The organism is Vibrio sp. YT-15, from assembly GCF_033337445.1.
GTDB lineage: Bacteria > Pseudomonadota > Gammaproteobacteria > Enterobacterales > Vibrionaceae > Vibrio > Vibrio alginolyticus.
The window spans coordinates 24,411-39,416 of the sequence record NZ_JAWOQR010000004.1 but is presented as its reverse complement, the minus strand read 5'-3'; the positions used below and the strand labels follow the sequence as shown (position 1 = coordinate 39,416).

At 42.8% G+C, this 15,006-nt stretch carries 11 protein-coding genes; 7 read left to right on the top strand and 4 right to left on the bottom strand.

Annotated elements, in window-relative coordinates; all coding sequences use genetic code 11:
- The first annotated feature begins 12 nt into the window (after positions 1 to 12).
- From R7D93_RS09280 to R7D93_RS09260, 5 genes are all read left to right on the top strand, one after another.
- The gene (locus R7D93_RS09280) at positions 13 to 921 is read left to right on the top strand and encodes an aldo/keto reductase (RefSeq protein WP_005387688.1); all 909 of its coding nucleotides are present in this window, start codon (positions 13 to 15) and stop codon (positions 919 to 921) included.
- Positions 922 to 1,288: 367 nt separating this feature from the next.
- Entirely contained in the window at positions 1,289 to 2,293 is a 1,005-nt protein-coding gene (locus R7D93_RS09275) for a response regulator (RefSeq protein WP_005373466.1), read from the top strand.
- Positions 2,293 to 2,730 carry a PAS domain-containing protein gene (locus tag R7D93_RS09270; protein ID WP_005373463.1) on the top strand — a complete coding sequence of 146 codons (438 nt, stop codon included), beginning with the start codon at positions 2,293 to 2,295 and terminating at the stop codon, positions 2,728 to 2,730. Before R7D93_RS09275 ends, R7D93_RS09270 begins: the two co-directional genes overlap by 1 nt.
- Positions 2,731 to 2,816: 86 nt before the next feature.
- Positions 2,817 to 4,358, top strand: a complete 1,542-nt coding sequence (locus R7D93_RS09265) for an NAD(P)H-hydrate dehydratase (protein WP_213867615.1) — start codon at positions 2,817 to 2,819, stop codon at positions 4,356 to 4,358.
- 436 nt (positions 4,359 to 4,794) lie between these two features.
- Positions 4,795 to 5,838, top strand: a complete 1,044-nt coding sequence (locus R7D93_RS09260; RefSeq protein WP_213867616.1) for a GMP reductase — start codon at positions 4,795 to 4,797, stop codon at positions 5,836 to 5,838.
- Positions 5,839 to 5,984: 146 nt separating this feature from the next.
- Here the strand turns inward: R7D93_RS09260 and R7D93_RS09255 are convergent, their stop codons facing one another.
- From R7D93_RS09255 to R7D93_RS09240, 4 genes are all read right to left on the bottom strand, one after another.
- Positions 5,985 to 7,274 carry a linear amide C-N hydrolase gene (locus R7D93_RS09255; RefSeq protein WP_017635214.1) on the bottom strand — a complete coding sequence of 430 codons (1,290 nt, stop codon included), beginning with the start codon at positions 7,272 to 7,274 and terminating at the stop codon, positions 5,985 to 5,987.
- A 471-nt stretch (positions 7,275 to 7,745) separates the two neighbouring features.
- On the bottom strand, positions 7,746 to 8,072 hold the full coding sequence (locus R7D93_RS09250) for a hypothetical protein (protein WP_005373454.1): 327 nt from the start codon (positions 8,070 to 8,072) through the stop codon (positions 7,746 to 7,748).
- Positions 8,073 to 8,159: 87 nt separating this feature from the next.
- The gene (locus R7D93_RS09245) at positions 8,160 to 8,348 is read right to left on the bottom strand and encodes a hypothetical protein (protein WP_225496393.1); all 189 of its coding nucleotides are present in this window, start codon (positions 8,346 to 8,348) and stop codon (positions 8,160 to 8,162) included.
- 314 nt (positions 8,349 to 8,662) lie between these two features.
- The gene (locus R7D93_RS09240; RefSeq protein ID WP_225496391.1) at positions 8,663 to 11,836 is read right to left on the bottom strand and encodes an AAA family ATPase; all 3,174 of its coding nucleotides are present in this window, start codon (positions 11,834 to 11,836) and stop codon (positions 8,663 to 8,665) included.
- 868 nt (positions 11,837 to 12,704) lie between these two features.
- On the opposite strand from R7D93_RS09240, the gene R7D93_RS09235 reads away from it, so the two are divergent.
- Positions 12,705 to 13,877 (top strand): hypothetical protein, encoded by a 1,173-nt coding sequence (locus tag R7D93_RS09235; RefSeq protein WP_225496389.1) that lies wholly within the window; start codon positions 12,705 to 12,707, stop codon positions 13,875 to 13,877.
- A gap of 132 nt (positions 13,878 to 14,009) precedes the next feature.
- On the top strand, positions 14,010 to 14,951 hold the full coding sequence (locus R7D93_RS09230) for a formyltransferase family protein (RefSeq protein WP_225496379.1): 942 nt from the start codon (positions 14,010 to 14,012) through the stop codon (positions 14,949 to 14,951).
- The last annotated feature ends 55 nt before the right edge of the window (positions 14,952 to 15,006 follow it).

The following is a 15,006-nucleotide window of genomic DNA, read 5'->3' as shown; positions in this document are numbered from 1 at the left end:
AGGAGAAAACCCATGGTTGCAAAAGTAGTAACTGCACCAAAAGGCCCAGAGTTCTCAGAGCTGGTTCAAGGATATTGGCGTGCAGTTGAGTGGGGAATGACGGCTCAAGAGCGTTTGTCATTTCTTAAGCAACACATTGAGTTAGGCATTACGACGGTCGATCACGCCGACATCTACGGCAATTACGAGTGTGAGGCGTTGTTTGGTGAAGCGTTAGCTTTAGACAAGAGTGTTCGTGAGCAAATTCAGATCGTGACGAAATGCGACATCAATTTGTGTGGCGATAAAACGCCAGAGCGTAAGATCAATCACTACGACACGAGCTCAGCACATATCTACCAATCGGTGAATAACTCGCTAGAACGTTTGAATGTGGATGAAATCGACGTACTTTTAATTCATCGTCCTGACGTGTTAATGGATGCGGACGAGGTTGCGGAAGCATTTTCTGAGCTTCACAAAGTCGGCAAAGTGAAGCACTTTGGCGTGTCTAACTTCACTCCACGCCAGTTTGAACTGCTGCAATCTCGCTTAGGTAAGCCGTTGGTTACTAACCAAGTGGAAATCAACCCACTTAACTTTGAGGTTGCTCACGATGGAACGCTTGACCAAATGCAAATGTTGCGTACGCGACCAATGGCTTGGTCTTGCCTCGGTGGAGGTTCAATTTTTAGTGGTGACAGTGAGCAAGCTGTTCGTGTCCGTAACGAATTAGAAGCAATTCGTGAAGAAGTGGGCGCAGCGAGTATTGACCAAGTAATTTATGCCTGGGTACGTCGTTTGCCATCTAACCCTATTCCAATCATTGGCTCTGGTAAAATCGAGCGTGTGCAAACTGCAGTTAATGCATTGAACATCGAACTTACTCGAGAGCAATGGTATCGCGTATGGGTGGCTTCTAAAGGTCATGGTGTGCCATAGAATTGATATCTTATCGATGAAATTGTTATTAAAGGCATCCTCTAGCAGGGTGCCTTTTTAGTTTTAGCGCGTTACTGTTTACCCATTATGGAAATGGAAAGAATGAAATTCGAGCAAAAATGGGCTTTGGATGTTAGCTGCAACTTTTTGCTTACTTTGGGTGGAGGAGTTTTACCCATGTTTGTTTTATGTCACTAAACAGCGAATGTGATGCTTGCTTTTTAGTCATTTTGTTCACTCATTCATTCATATTGCGTATGCTTATTGAATAATAAAGAAATAAAAAACTCGTCAGTTTTCTCGTATTACATGCTGTAACAATCTGTTAGACTCCGGCGCAGATTGTGGAATATAAAAAGGTGATTGAATGTCTTTTCCCGTACTCATCTGTGATGATTCAGCGTTAGCACGCAAACAGATGGCGAGATCACTACCAGCCACATTGAATGCCGATATTACGTTTGCTATCCACGGAAAAAACGCGCTAGAAGAACTCGAAAAAAACGAGTTTAAATTGATGTTTCTTGATTTGACCATGCCAGAAATGGATGGCTTTGAAACACTAGAGCACATGCAACGGTTGGGGGATAAAACTCCGGTGGTTGTGGTGTCGGGGGATATCCAACCTAAAGCGAAAGAGCGCGTGTTCGCACTGGGTGCAAAAGCGTTTATTCAAAAACCGATCGCCAAAGATGAACTCAAGAAGGCGCTTAAAGAGTTGGTCGAGCCAGAACCTCGTCCTCAAATTATCACGCCTGTCTCTATTGAGTTACCGATTTTACGTCGTCGCGATATTTACATGGAAGTGGCTAACGTTTCAATTGGTCGAGCAGCCGATGCATTGGCGCGTCACTTTGATGTGTTTGTGCAACTACCTCTGCCGAACGTCAATATCTTTGAAGTGAGCGAACTTCACATGGCCCTACGCGACTTGGCGTCGCATGACAACGTATCGGGTGTTTGTCAGGGATTTTGTGGCGAAGGTATTGCTGGCGAAGCGCTAGTGATTTTGAGTGATTCAAGCGTATCTGATCTCAAAAAGTTGATGAAAGTACCAGCAGACAGCGAAGAGCTAGAAGAGCTTGAGCTGCTAATGGATATTTCTAATATTTTGGTGGGGTCGTTCTTAAATGGTTTAGGCGAGCAGTCTGAAGTCCGATTCTTCCAAAGTCCACCAGTACTCCTTGGTCAGCATATCTCAATTGACTCGATCATTGAATCTACAACTGGAGCATTCAGCCGCACGATGACATTCGAAGTGAGCTACAACATTGAAGGAACGTCGATTCGTTGTGACTTGTTGTTTATGTTTGTGGATGAATCCTTGCCGCTGCTTGATAACAAACTGTCTTATCTAATGGAGGAGTTCTAATGTTGAATATGCCAGCAGAGTTTGAACAATTCCATTGGATGGTGGATATGGTACAAAACGTTGACATGGGCTTAGTGGTCATTGATCGAGATTACAATGTACAGGTCTGGAATGGGTTTATGACTCATCACAGTGGTTTGCAGTCTCATGATGCGATAGGTCGTTCTATATTTGATATCTTCCCTGAAATCCCACAGGAGTGGTTTAAATTAAAAACAAAACCAGTGTATGACCTAGGCTGTCGCAGCTTCATCACATGGCGACAACGACCTTACTTATTCTGCTGTCGCAATGTTCGACCAGTTACGCAGCAAGCGGAGTTTATGTACCAGAATGTTACGTTGAACCCAATGCGCACACCGACTGGAAAAATCAACTCGTTGTTTTTGTCTATACAAGACGCGACGGCTGAAGCTCTGATGTCTCAGAATCAATAGCGATAAAAAACTTTCTCAAAAGCCAAGGTCCGCCTTGGCTTTTTTGTATACTTATAATTGTGTTTCCCAATGCGTAGAACGTGAATATGGACTTTAATCTCGCCCTAAAACTCTACACCGCAGAGCAAGTAAAAAACGGTGAAACGCTGGCTGCGCAAATGGCTGGTGTTTCTATGTATAGCTTAATGCAACGCGCTGGTATGGCCGTGTATGAGCGCTTTTTACATCTGTATCCTAAATCAAAAAATATCTTAGTGATTTGCGGTAAAGGGAATAACGGTGGCGATGGTTACGTATTTGCATCTCTTGCGAAACAAGCTCAACTCAATGTACATGTTTTCCAAATTGGTGATGTATCTGTGCTAAAAGGTGATGCTTTGCGCGCATACCAAGACTGGCAGTCAATCGACGGTGTTAACAATGATTGGGATGAATGGAATACCGCATTGCTAGAAGCAGATGTGATCATCGATGCCATGTTAGGCACTGGTTTAAGCGGTGAGGTTCGTTCGGAGTATCGTCGCTATATTGACCAAATTAATCAAATTCATACCCCTGTGATTGCAGTCGACGTTCCTTCTGGTCTGTGTGCTAATACAGGTGCAGTTTTAGGTGATGCTATTCGTGCCGAGCATACTGTAACCTTCATTGGGGTTAAGCAAGGCTTATGCACTGGACAAGCGAGAGATCGAGTTGGCGAGCTCTACTTTTGTGGTTTAGGCGTCAATACTAAGTTTGATACTATCGAAGTAGAAAGTGCATTAGGTATTGATCATCAGGTTGTTTCAAGATTAATGCCCAAGCCAAATCCAACGGTCCATAAAGGTGACAACGGGAAGTTGCTTTGTGTTGGTGGCAATCAAGGGATGTCTGGGGCGATTCGTTTATGTTCCTCCGCAGCGATTAGAGCCGGAGCGGGTTTAACTGCCGCAATTACTCACACGAGTAGCCTTATTCCACTGCAGGTTGGTTGCCCAGAAGTAATGAGCCAGAGCATCACCACTGACTTACTCAGGGATACTGAGAACGACTTAACTAAACTCATTCGCTGGGCTGACGTATTAGTGTTTGGTCCTGGCTTTGGAGATGATGAGTGGGCTTATCAAGCCTATCAATATCTGGCTCAAGAGCAGAAACCTAAAGTTGTTGATGCTGATGGCCTCAATATTCTAGCGATGCTGAGCCAGCGATGCGATGGCACTCTGGTGTGCGACAACCATCGAGTGATCACGCCGCATCCTGGAGAGGCAGCTCGACTACTAAATGTAACCATTCAACAAGTAGAAAGTGACCGATACTCTGCTGCAAGACAACTGCAAGAGCGTTATGGCGGTGTAGTGGTTTTAAAAGGCGCGGGGACGCTTATTTACGATGGAACGAGAATGTACGTCTGTCTAGCGGGTAACGCCGGAATGGCGACGGGGGGAATGGGAGATGTGTTATCTGGAGTCATTGGTGCATTACTAGCCAAAGGTTTACCAATTTCTGTTGCCGCACGTTTAGGTGTGGTACTTCACAGTCATGCTGCTGATATAAACGTGAGTCAGAATGGTCAAATTGGTCTTTTGGCAAGTGATGTCGTTAGCACTCTTCGTACCGCTATCACCCAAGAGCTCTATCGAAATTAATTAGATTTCATGCATTGCTGAGAAAATTGGTCGATTTTTTTGAGTACTTTTTTACGAATTAGCAGGGCATCTTAGTATTAGGTGATTGAGTTTTAGGCAGGTTTGAGAGGTGATGCGTTTTAATTTTTAAGATATGACGCAAAGGTTTGCGCAATAGGTTAACTCAAGTGCTTTCTCAAGTTGTTGATAGTTATAGATAATAAGAGGTTTTGGTGACTTGGGGAGCGTTTTTGATATGCGATTTTCAAGATGGTATCACAAAAAAAATTCAAATATCAGACTTGTAGGAAATAAATCACAGCCTATAATGCTGAAAACCGGAGCGTCTGCCAACGCTCCGGTTTTTTTGTGTCCGAAGAACAGTGAACTCGTCTGCCAACGAAATCACTACGCACTCTGGAATGACACATATACATATGAATCAAGGAATTACACAATGCGTATCGAACAAGAACTTAAGTTAGGTTTTAAAGATGTACTGTTTCGCCCGAAACGTTCTACCCTTAAGAGCCGTTCTCAAGTAAATTTAACCCGCGATTTTACATTCAAGCATAGTGGTCGTCAATGGTCTGGTGTGCCAGTAATCGCAGCAAACATGGATTCGGTTGGTAGCTTTGCAATGGCTAAAGCGCTGGCTGAGCATGGTGTAATGACCGCTGTTCACAAACATTACACGGTAGAAGATTGGGCTGAGTTTGCTAAATCAACAGATAAAGTAACCATGAATAACGTTATGGTGTCTACGGGAACATCTGACGCAGACTTCCAAAAAACCAAAGACATCATGGCGCTTTCAGATGAATTTATTTTCATTTGTATCGACATTGCTAATGGTTACTCAGAGCATTTGGTCGAGTATGTTGAACGCGTGCGAGCTGAGTTCCCAGACAAGGTCATTTCTGCAGGCAACGTGGTTACTGGTGATATGTGTGAAGAGCTAATCCTAGCTGGTGCAGACATCGTTAAAGTGGGTATCGGCCCAGGCTCTGTATGTACAACTCGTGTAAAAACGGGTGTTGGTTACCCGCAGCTTTCTGCAATCATCGAGTGTGGTGATGCAGCGCACGGCCTTGGTGGCATGATCGTCGGTGACGGTGGTTGTTCTTGTGCGGGTGACGTAGCGAAAGCATTCGGTGGTGGCGCGGATTTCGTAATGCTAGGCGGGATGCTAGCGGGTCACGAAGAGTCAGGCGGCGAAGTGATCGAGAAAGACGGCGAGAAGTTCATGAAATTCTATGGCATGTCGTCGAAGAGCGCGATGGATAAGCACTCAGGTGGTGTCGCTGGCTACCGTGCGGCCGAAGGTAAAACCGTATTATTGCCATACCGTGGTAGCGTTCACAGCACTATTCAAGACATCCTTGGCGGCGTTCGCTCAACTTGTACATACGTGGGTGCAGCAAAGCTTAAAGAGCTAACCAAGCGTACTACATTCATCCGCGTTCAAGAACAAGAGAACAACGTGTTCGGTAAAGAGTAAATCGACTGAATGTAACAAGTGTAAAAGCAACCATACGTTATATCTATAGCAGATAAAACTATACTATATGCAGCTATGAGCCAGAGTTAGATTGATTTCTTACTCTGGCTTTTTGCTTCTCATTTGTTTGCGCTTCAAAATTAACTCTAAGCGATTTTAATAGTTGGTCGAGATTCGACTTGTTCAAACGGTAATGATGTTGTAACTGGCATGAGCTGTAAAACGCTTGAAATCTGACAGTCTCTATTTAACCCAATATAGTCTTTGACATTAGCGACTCGCCAAGTCATGTCTCCGTAAGTACGCAGATAGAACGCGGGTGATTGATGACTGTTATGTCTAATAACGCTCCATTGGGTAATATCACTAAAAAAGACTTCAGGGTTATCGGATGTCTCAAACTCATTCGCCATGATGCCCAAAGGTATATCAACGCGATTAAGTAGCTTTTGTCCGAGTGAGAAGGCTTCGTCGAAGTTAGTTGGTTGTTCGCTTAACTGCTTAATTGCATAGGTTTGTACAAATCGAGACGGCGGTGTTGGGTCGGCGGGTAGACCCATCAAGCCAGCGCCATTGATTGATTGAAGTGGGCCAGGCACTTGGACATGACGTTGCATGGTTGCTTCATTGTTCGGTTCTGGGTTGTAGTTGCGCAAATTGGAAAAATAAGAGAGGTGATTGACATGCCAATGGTAATTTGGGCAGTTAGTCATTACTCCAACGTAGGAGTGGTCCACAACCACTTTATAATCATCAAAGTCGTATTCGGTACATTGATAGCGTGCTTGCTGATTTTCCTCTTTGCTGAACATATCGCTTTCTTTGAATGCTCGATAGATATGCATATTACCGTTAAGAAACTCAATGACGGCACTGTCATTATTTGCATCGTGAATCACGAAATGCTGGTCCAAAGCCATGTTGTCACTCTCTGTTTCACCAGTTGAAATAGTCGAGTTAAACACGTAAACGGGGTGGGTGGTGAAGTAGGTCACCATCTCGTCCACAGTATTAAACGTAGACAAGATAAAAGTACCAAACAGGCCGCTGCCTAATGCAAAGGCATCATCAGGGATGTGAGAGGTCGATACATTTTGATTGAGAATGGGCAAGTACAGTGACCCAACAGAAAGGCCAGATTCATTAATGCCATCAGCTGTTAAAAGAGGGTTATTATACCGGGTAATGGCATTGCAGTGTATGAAGCTCAACTCTCCCTGCCAATTTGCTCGAAACTCACATTCTTTACTGTGACGTTTTGGCGGCTGACCATTGAAAACACGGTCGGCTTTTCCGTCGGAAGTAAAGGTCGTAATTTGGTAAGTTTGTTGGGCTCTAAACCAAATCTCGGTCTGAAGGTTAACTGCAAACTCCATGGTTCTAGCGGATAAGGTTTGGTTGTTGCAACCATAATTGATATTAACATCTGTACACATAGCCATGCTTTCCGTTGTTTATCTTGAATGATGAATATCCAAGAAACCCTCTGAATCAAATGCTTAGAGATTACGTGGATATAGATGAATTGCGCTTTAGTAATGGTTTTAGCCATTGAGATAAGCGCATGCTATTAAGTTAAGCATTCAATCAAAAAACGTCAGTAGCAGTTTAGTATCAGTTGATAGAGTTAAAATAAAAAGTGATGTATTAAGTAAAACTCTTTGATCTTAGAAATTAATAATATATTTATTTTTTCAATCTTGGTTACTCTAGATTTAAAGTTTATTTTAAAAGTGATTTGTATTTATTCGATTATCTTGCAGTGGTGATATAAAGTGAGAACATAAAGTTAACAATTTCAGATTGTGATTGAAAATGGGGAGAGTCTTCAATCCAAATACCGAGAAATGAAACTGCCCGAGAAGTTGTGCAACTGTCTCGGGCGAAGTGATGAATCAGGTGAGCAGCTATAAAGTTTTCTCACAAGAACCGCTAAGTGGTGGAGATATTTTTAAATTATCATTAAAGATTTCTACAACGACGGGGCCTTTATTTTCATCTTTTGCATAGTATGCACAGGACTTGTCCCCAGTATAGGTTTTACCTGCCTTTTTGAAACTGTAATACCAGGAGTCATGGGTAGCGGCACCGGATTCAAAACTAGCAGATTCAGATTGTTCGCCAATATTCAAGTCGAAATGAACCTCCATTTCCGGAGAGTCTTTAAATCTCACATATCCGGTGATTTTATCGTTGGAGTTATTTTTAACGTAAAATGAACCCTTAGTTGTCATAATTTTTCCTCTTTTTTAATTTCTATACGTGATAGAACGGCCAAATGACGTTCTGTTAATATATGCTTTTTAAGATGCATATTGATGTTAAATGATGGTCTTATTAGTTCTAAGGTGATTAAACTTATCCTTAGCGTATTTTTCTTTTATACCGATTAAGTCGCGGTAGCTTCGATCAAAATAAACGCTTGTCGGAATTGCCGGATCTTTAAAGCTGATGAAGGCACCATAGGTTCCCGGTATATCAGCTTCTCTGGCTTTATCAATCCAGTCCATGGCTCTGTTTACATCAACAAGTACTGGGTTATTTTGTAGTTCTAGTTTTTGCTTTATCTCTTCATTCCACCAGGTAAATGGATTGAAGCAGCAAATCAACGCGTTACTCTACTTTTGCCTGAGCATGTTCCTAGCATCGAGAACTTTAAGGTGGAGCAAAATGATCTTGCGCCAGCATAAATCTCATCAGCGATGACACTGTGCCAAAACACAGATATTCGATGGTTTCGAATATCTGTGTTTGACGAGGTAAATCGAGTAAACACGATGACTTGACGGTGCAATTAATCGACTTTCTTCGTTTATTGAATATTTCATGGTTGAGTAGATGTGGAGAGCCAATGGTCGAGCTCATCAACACTTATTTGAGCCTGATTCAGTTGATGCTTACGCGCGGCCTGATTGAAGTTTAACAACTCAGAGACGGAGCTGGACTGGTCGAGTAAGGCAAGCATCAGATTCGCTTGTTCAATATAAAAATCACCCCATGGATGCGGATCTTCTTGGGTGAAGTTAGACAGCTTATCGCGATATTTTCGAAGTAGCGTAGGCTGCTTATACTGCCACGCTACTTGGATTCCTTGTTGGTAAAAGCGTAAATAGTTATGACCAACACAGGTAGATTCTAGCCAAGCCTCACCAGTGCGCAAAGCGGAGAGGGCCGTTGATTCATCGCCACAAATAAGTGCCTTGGTAGATACGAGCCAAGGACCAATAAAATTGTGTAGCTTATTGATATGAACAAGATCTAGAGCCGTGTCGATGTCCGAAAGGGCTTTCTCCTCTTTTCCCTGATACCAGTGCAATCTTGCACTGGACTCCAAAAGAAAAGCGACAAATCGATGAGCATTAAGCTGTTTTGAAAGTTGTAGAGCGGTCGAGATTTCGTTTTCAGCTTGCACCAAGACATTACGGTCGAGAAAGATCCATGCAGCCGTAAGCCTAGAAACAATTTCTGCTCGGCGGTTTGCCGTGAGATAGGCAAGATTCGAGGCATGCTGAGCCTGTTTTAGTGCTTCGTCAGATTGCAGTTGATAGATCATCACTGTTGCCAGCATGTAGCGATTAGCAGTTTCAATCGAAAGCAACTGATGCTCTTCACACAGTTGCAAACACTCGGTTAAGTGCTCGTATGAGCGAGCCATTTTTCCTTGTGCGTAGGCACAATCACCGAGGCCGCCAAGCGATTTTGCTTTCGCGCGAAAACAGTTTGCTCGTTGACTGTAATCTAATGCAAGTAAATGTTCTTTCTCACATTCGTCTAGCTGCCCAGTGGGGAACAGCATATTACCTCTCATCGAGTGAATTTCACACAAAGATTTATTTAACGTCAGCTTTTCGCACAGGGCTTGGGCTTGGTCTAAAATCGACATCGCTTGTACAAAGTTGTCGGTTAAACGGTAGGGGTTAATGAGGTCTAAATAGTATTGAACACGTTCAGAATCATTTTCTGTGTGATGAATCGCTTGCTCAAGAACCTCAATACTCTCTTTGATGCGTCCCATCGAATACAGGCAGTTTCCTTTCATATTTAGTGCATACGCCATCTGTGCTTTAGGTGACTCTTTAATAGCGTATTCAATAAGAGTCAGTGCTTTTTCAAATTGATAATTGCTCAGGTAATGTTTGGCGGTCTGGTCAAGAACAGTAAATACACCTTCGCCCTTGGCATGATTGATATGGACTGCATATAAGAACCGATCTCGGTTCTCATACCATTTTGCGCAGGCCATGTGTATTTTTGAACACTGTGACTTGTCTATTTGACGGAAAACAGCATTACAAATCAAATCATGATGGAAAAGGTATTGATCGCCATTGAGTTTTACTAAGCCAGCGTCGACTAACTTATCTGGTACGTAGCCGGGAATTCGAGTGATTTCACGCAGTTGCTCCAGTTGAAAGTACTGCCCCAACACAGATGCAGTACAGAGTGCTTGGCGATCTTGGGCTGGAAGTTGAGCTAATTGTATCGAAACTAAATGTTCCAATGACTCCGGAACGTCTTTATCAAACTGAGAACAAAGTAGTGTTTGGCGTAAGTATAGAGGATGGCCTTTCGCAAGCTTTATACAGTCATTGATATGTTTATTCTGTTGGCATGTGATTGAGCAAGCTAACTCGTAAGACTCTTCAGATGATAACTCCCTAAGTTCGATTAGATTCACGTTGGCAAACCAAGATTGTTTGGAACTAAGTCGTTTTTGCTGCCTAAACGTCAGAAAGAGTAAAATATTGGTGTTTGTAATATAAGGTAGCAGTGTCTCAAGAAATGCCAACATTACCTCGTCGGCCCAATGGACATCTTCAACAATAATCAAATGCGGTTTGCTGGTCTGCCGTTGTTGAATTAAGAAAGGGATAGATTGCTCTATCGTTTGTTTCAGCGTTTGGAACTCCATTAAGTTCAGCAGCTGTTTTTCTGATTCGTTGAGTGTTACCCCCATTAACCAATAAAGGCAGAGATGGAAAGAAGAGGGAATTGATGACTCGACAGTCTGCTGACGAATAGAATCATCGGTATCTTCACGAGTAAATGAACAAATTGCCCGAGTGAATATATTTTGAGGGGACAAGAGATCAGCACTGCCATGATTCAGGATTTGAATCTCTGTGGTTAAACACGAAGAACGACTCAAAGACGAAATGACCTGGTTGAGTAGGCTGGTCTTTCCTATCCCTGCGGTACCAGTAATACAATACGTTTGGCCTGCTTCTTGTTTTTGCCATCGCTTGATTCCGCTATTCAATGTTTCTAGTTCAAGTTTACGCCCTACGAAACAGTCAGTATGGTTTTGGTGTAAGGATACAAAATGCCAGTTGTTGAAGTCTGGCTCTCCTGTTAGAAAAGGTTTTATTGGTCTGGCACAATTGGACGAGATAAAGCAAGGACAAGCAGCTATTTCTCCCCAAGGGATTTTAACTAGGATTTCATTGATTGGGGTTATCGCATTCGGATGTTCCGATAGCTCAGTGATTCGATGCATGTATTTCACATTGATAAAAGACCGAATCGAAGCCGAAAGAGCAACCTTTAATTGAAGGGCTAGTTGTCGAATTCGCTCAAAAATATATTCGTCCGATTCCTGTAAAGACCAAGTAAGAACAAACGTTCGGTTTTGTATTATGGGTGTAGTGTTTTGGCTGAGAAGTAAGGTTTGCAGAGCCTTTGCGGTCAAATCACACTTTGCTTCGATTGCAAAAATAAAAAAATATGGTGGTGATGAAGATACATTTGTAAATAATGGTTCTGAGGCCCGTTCTATTAAAAGGTCCTCTACGGGGACAGAAAAGTATTCCGCGAGATTGGATGCGGTACGATACAGCACATTCGCCCCAGACTCTGCTCGCTTTATAGAAGCAATAGATACGACAAAACCCTGTTGAAAGCATTCTTCCGCCAGTTTTTCTTGGCTCAGTCCTAATTTCTTTCTCAGTTCTTTGAGTCGTAATACGTTGAGTGGAATTCTTCCATCCCTATTTGCCATATTTCACTCCGTTGTAACGTATAGCTTTTCCCAGTAAACCTGAATCGATTGGATATGTTGAGTGAATAAATTTATCTTATTTCACCACATATATAATACTAGTAGTTAAAATGTTATATACGAAAATGAAATGGGCATTTTAATCTTCAAACCACCTTAATTCATTGTTATATTAGTGGTGTTTTTTTATTAATAATTTTGATATTTATTTTTGTGAGTTCATGTTTTTCTTAATAAGTTTTTTGAAATATCTTTAAACTTATATCTTTTAAAAGATTGCACACCTTAAACTTATATTGGACTTCATTAAACTTTAAAAATTAAATTCTTTAATTTTAGAGATATAAATTGACAATCTTATTTTTAGTGTTTTTTTTGATCTCTATTCTGGCTAACTGATTTTTTCTAGTCTATAAATCAAATATCGGCAATTTCAAAATAACTGCCGAAAAAATTATTTTAATTTCAATATTATAAATAGTTGGCTTTATACTATGGATATTGGCTTTTTCTGCCTGTTAAAAGGCTTTCATATTACACCACACTTGAGTGCCGCGCTTACCTCTATTAAGGAGACTGCGTGGCTGCCATATGTCAAACGATCTTGCCATCGAGGGGATTGGCAAGCGCTTGCTTTAGAAGAATCACATCGAAAGGCCTATTACCCTAACTATTTACTACTCTCTGAATTTACAGGATTAGAACTGTTTTTATCTCAATTTTTCTGCCCAATTTTGTCAGTACGGTTTATGAAGTTAGAGCCGGGAGCTGAGATATTGTAACGCGGACCTCTGGCATATGTTTTTCTCAAGTACAGGTGTGTTACATCATTAACTACTGCTACAGCGGCAAGTGAGGTTCATGAATTATGCAAAAAGGCTCATCTATAGAATTCTACCAGCAACGTCCTCAATTTCGTGAGACGGTCGGTGTTGAAGAAGTGCAGCAACAAACTCAACAGTTTGGTTTTGCTGAACCCGAAATGGATGAGCTGCTTAAGTACTCATTACGGACTCAACTTGAGGCTATGCTCCAAAACCAACTCAGCACGGCTGAACGCCAACGGCAACTGAAAGAGAGTTTCGCTGCGGCAGTTGAGCTCGTATTGAAGGAGACGAAAGTTGAGCACCGAACACTGGTGCAAGCCTTTCAGAGCATGTATGGCAACGCTTGCCAATCTCTTTCTCTGGCTAAACTCACTCAAGAGGAACTGACCCGACAGTACATTTCCACGTCTGGGCTGGTGATGTCCCCACTTAACTGTAAACACACCATCAAAGATGTGTACCGAATTAAAGGCTTTGCGTGTGGTATAAACAAAGCTATCCAACATATGCTTGCCAACAAGTCACAGGTTAAAGTGCTTTATCCAGCTTGCGGCCCCTTTGCACCATTGCTGCTGCCTTTACTTGCTCACTACAAACAAAGTGATCGAATTAGCGCAGAGCAGCTTCAGGTGACACTAGTAGATATTCACCCCGGAGCCATTAAAGCACTCAATCAATTGATCGCGGATCTCGATATCGCAGACTACATTGAAGCCTTAGTGGAAGAAGATGCTACCCAATTTTCGCCAACTCAAACGTTTGATCTCCTGATACTTGAAGCGATGCAGCATGGCTTTAGTCGGGAAGGGTTCCTCAGCATCGCGAAACATTTGGTTCAATATTTACATATTCAAGGCGAAATGATCCCCAATCAGGTATCTGTGCGCGCCATGATGGTCATCGGGGAGACGGAATTTAATCAACAATGGGAAAAAGCAGAGTATGCACATTCCAACCATTGCCAGCCGGAAGCGATCGATGATCGAATTGATCTGGGAGAAATTCTTAACGTCAATAAAGCCATGTTGCTCAGAAGCGAGATTTTTGAGCTAGATGGTGGAATAAAAATGCTGCAAGGCAACACCATTGAGCTGCCGAAGATGTGCCAGATATGGCAAAACGTATCCTCGCCATTTACAGCCATATCGATACTTACGGAGATGCGATGGTCGGACAATACGACTCTGGTATTACCCATCCTAAACCCGACATGACTTTTTATGTGGATGCCAAGCCCAAAGCTGTTGAACACCATTACTTTGAAGCGAAGGGAGGGGATAAGGTCAGTTTCTATTATCAGTTAACCGGATTGCCAGGTTTTGTCGCCACCCATGGATGATTTCGATATGCAGCAAAAATACGTCGTTTTTACAGGAAGTTGTTACGCCTTGCCCATCATTCAGTTGTTGGCACAACAGCATAAATTGGCGGGCGTGGTAGTACCGGAAGGAGAACTAAATCCTGACTTACAGCAGCTACAGAGCTATCTGAGCGCTCAATCGATTCATATTGCTCAGTATACCGCCAATGACAGCAGTGCTTTGATAGCGCAACTCGATGTTTGGCGAGTCACGGATGGCGTTATCTATTTGTTCAGGCACATAGTTCATTCCTCGCTGTGTCAGTTTTTCAACGGAAACTTGTACAACATTCATCCGGGAAAGCTGCCCGAGTATCGAGGCCCGATGCCTCTCTATTGGCAATTAAGAGAGGGTTTAGACACCTTTAGCCTCACCCTGCATCGTCTTGAGGCATCGGCTGATTCCGGCGCTATAGGAATGGAGTTAGAGGTACCATTTCACCCGTTTGAGACCTTAACCAGTGCTCAGCAAAAAGCGTCACAAATGACGGCTAAGCTGATGTATGACTTCCTCATCGCGCAACAAAAGCAAGGGCTGGTTTGGCGTGAACAAGTATCAAACCCCAACGAAGTGGCACGAGCAGTAAACCAACATGATCTGCACCTTCGTTGGAACGTGCAAACGAGTCGCGAAATCGTCAACTTAGTGCGAGCAGGCAATCATGACTTCGGTGGTGCGATGTTGAGCTTGCCAAGTGGTGTCGCCAATGTTTTGCAAGCAAGCGCAATGGAGACTTCTTTAGTCGGTGTAGAGGCGGGGAGAATTCTCGAGATCAGCCCACAACATGGGTTACAAGTGAAAACGTTAGATAGCGCCATATCAATAGATGTTATTGCTACACCGCAAGGCGTGTTTTCGGGTTATCGCTATGCGCAAATGGCTGGGCTAGATGCTGGGATGTCATTGCTCCAGCACGCTTCTGCTTGAGTAAATAAATATCTCAATACGGCTCTTTGTGGCAGTGATGAAGCCCGTAACGGTA

Coding starts and splice junctions, on each gene's coding strand:
- R7D93_RS09280 (WP_005387688.1), top strand. CDS start 13: ATGGTTGCAAAAGTAGTAACTGCACCAAAAGGCCCAGAGTTCTCAGAG.
- R7D93_RS09275 (WP_005373466.1), top strand. CDS start 1,289: ATGTCTTTTCCCGTACTCATCTGTGATGATTCAGCGTTAGCACGCAAA.
- R7D93_RS09270 (WP_005373463.1), top strand. CDS start 2,293: ATGTTGAATATGCCAGCAGAGTTTGAACAATTCCATTGGATGGTGGAT.
- R7D93_RS09265 (WP_213867615.1), top strand. CDS start 2,817: ATGGACTTTAATCTCGCCCTAAAACTCTACACCGCAGAGCAAGTAAAA.
- R7D93_RS09260 (WP_213867616.1), top strand. CDS start 4,795: ATGCGTATCGAACAAGAACTTAAGTTAGGTTTTAAAGATGTACTGTTT.
- R7D93_RS09255 (WP_017635214.1), bottom strand. CDS start 7,274: ATGTGTACAGATGTTAATATCAATTATGGTTGCAACAACCAAACCTTA.
- R7D93_RS09250 (WP_005373454.1), bottom strand. CDS start 8,072: ATGACAACTAAGGGTTCATTTTACGTTAAAAATAACTCCAACGATAAA.
- R7D93_RS09245 (WP_225496393.1), bottom strand. CDS start 8,348: ATGGACTGGATTGATAAAGCCAGAGAAGCTGATATACCGGGAACCTAT.
- R7D93_RS09240 (WP_225496391.1), bottom strand. CDS start 11,836: ATGGCAAATAGGGATGGAAGAATTCCACTCAACGTATTACGACTCAAA.
- R7D93_RS09235 (WP_225496389.1), top strand. CDS start 12,705: ATGCAAAAAGGCTCATCTATAGAATTCTACCAGCAACGTCCTCAATTT.
- R7D93_RS09230 (WP_225496379.1), top strand. CDS start 14,010: ATGCAGCAAAAATACGTCGTTTTTACAGGAAGTTGTTACGCCTTGCCC.